Origin of the sequence: uncultured Virgibacillus sp. (genome assembly GCF_947495635.1) — a bacterium.
GTDB classification, from domain to species: Bacteria; Bacillota; Bacilli; order Bacillales; family Amphibacillaceae; genus Virgibacillus; species Virgibacillus salarius.
Genome location: NZ_CANMAB010000204.1, coordinates 1 through 1288 on the forward strand (window position 1 = coordinate 1; position 1288 = coordinate 1288).

The 1288-nt window shown below is 33.6% G+C and carries 2 protein-coding genes; both read right to left on the reverse strand.

What is annotated here, in order from left to right:
* A partial coding sequence (locus tag Q1A47_RS20475) for a helix-turn-helix domain-containing protein (protein ID WP_299632742.1) occupies positions 1-480 on the reverse strand: 480 nt, incomplete at its 3' end.
* 296 nt (positions 481-776) lie between these two features.
* Positions 777-1097, reverse strand: a complete 321-nt coding sequence (locus Q1A47_RS20480) for a helix-turn-helix transcriptional regulator (protein ID WP_026679872.1) — start codon at positions 1095-1097, stop codon at positions 777-779.
* Positions 1098-1288 lie beyond the last annotated feature (191 nt).

The following is a 1288-nucleotide window of genomic DNA, read 5'->3' on the forward strand; positions in this document are numbered from 1 at the left end:
AGACAAAACAAATGCGATAAAGCTCAGCTTCACCTCTTGATTGTCAGGTGTTCTTTGTTTTGTATGACCAAAATCAACCTGCATTTGTTCTCCCATTGGCTGGTCAGGAATAGCTTCATAATTCCGCGGTAGAGTCTCTTTCTCTATTCTATATTCAGTACGTAATTCTCTAACGTAGGCACGAACCGTGCTCTCGCCAATCCCCAGTGATTCATACCTTTCCTGTAACCAATCTTGCACTTGTGCTGCTGACATATCAGGATGTTCTCTCAGCCAGGATAAAATTAACGCTTTGTAAGGATCTAACTTTTTCTCTCTCGTTTTTATACTTTCTACCCATTCAGCCATCTCCGAAGGAGACTTCTGCAGGTTGCGATACACCGTTGATCTTGATACCCCCAACTTTTCCGCCACCTTCGATTTACTAAATCCTTGCTTAATTAACTGTTGAATCTCCATATACATTTCCCACTTATCCACCTTTTCTGCGCCCTCCATTGATGTGTGTATAATCTTAAATATCATACAATGGGAGAGCTATATATTTTACTGGTATATTTGGGTAAATAAGTGTTTCTTCTAATCTAGCGGAAACTGTCTACTTTAGTTTAGCAGTCACAACAACGCAAGCAATTCAAAGAATAGCATGAAAAATGTTTGGATAAACTCTAAAATTGTATCTGACATTCGTATAACTCCTCACTTTTATTAATCAAATAATTTTGATTAATAAATCAATAAAATTTGATTTATTGAGTAGATAAGTAAGACACTTGTTAAAAGATCTTACAACAAGTATCTTCGGTTAAAACAAGCTGTATTTGTTCTTCATTAATTCTATAATAATTCCATGTTCCATGCTTTTCTGAAATCAGTATATTGGCATTTACTAATTTTTTTAGGTGATAAGAAAGTTTAGATTGTTTTAAATCTAATTTTTCTTCTAAATCACAAACACATAAGTTTTTATGAGGACTTTTATTAATTTCGTTTAAAATCTTAAGTCTTATTCGATCAGCTAAGGCGTTAAACATATTCTCATAAAAGTCGAGAGCTTCATCATTGCTTAATTCTTTTACATTTTTAATTCGTTCCATATTTTTCACCTCGCTTATAAATCAATTTTTTTTGATGTATAAAATGTAAATCAAACTTACAAATTTGTCAATACTTAATCCTTAAAGTATTCCTAAAGCTAGTACAAGATTAGCTTTAGGAGCATTCCTGTAAGGGAGAAATTTGAGGGGATATCGAAGCAGAGTCCGGATGCATAAAAAAAGCCCTCTTG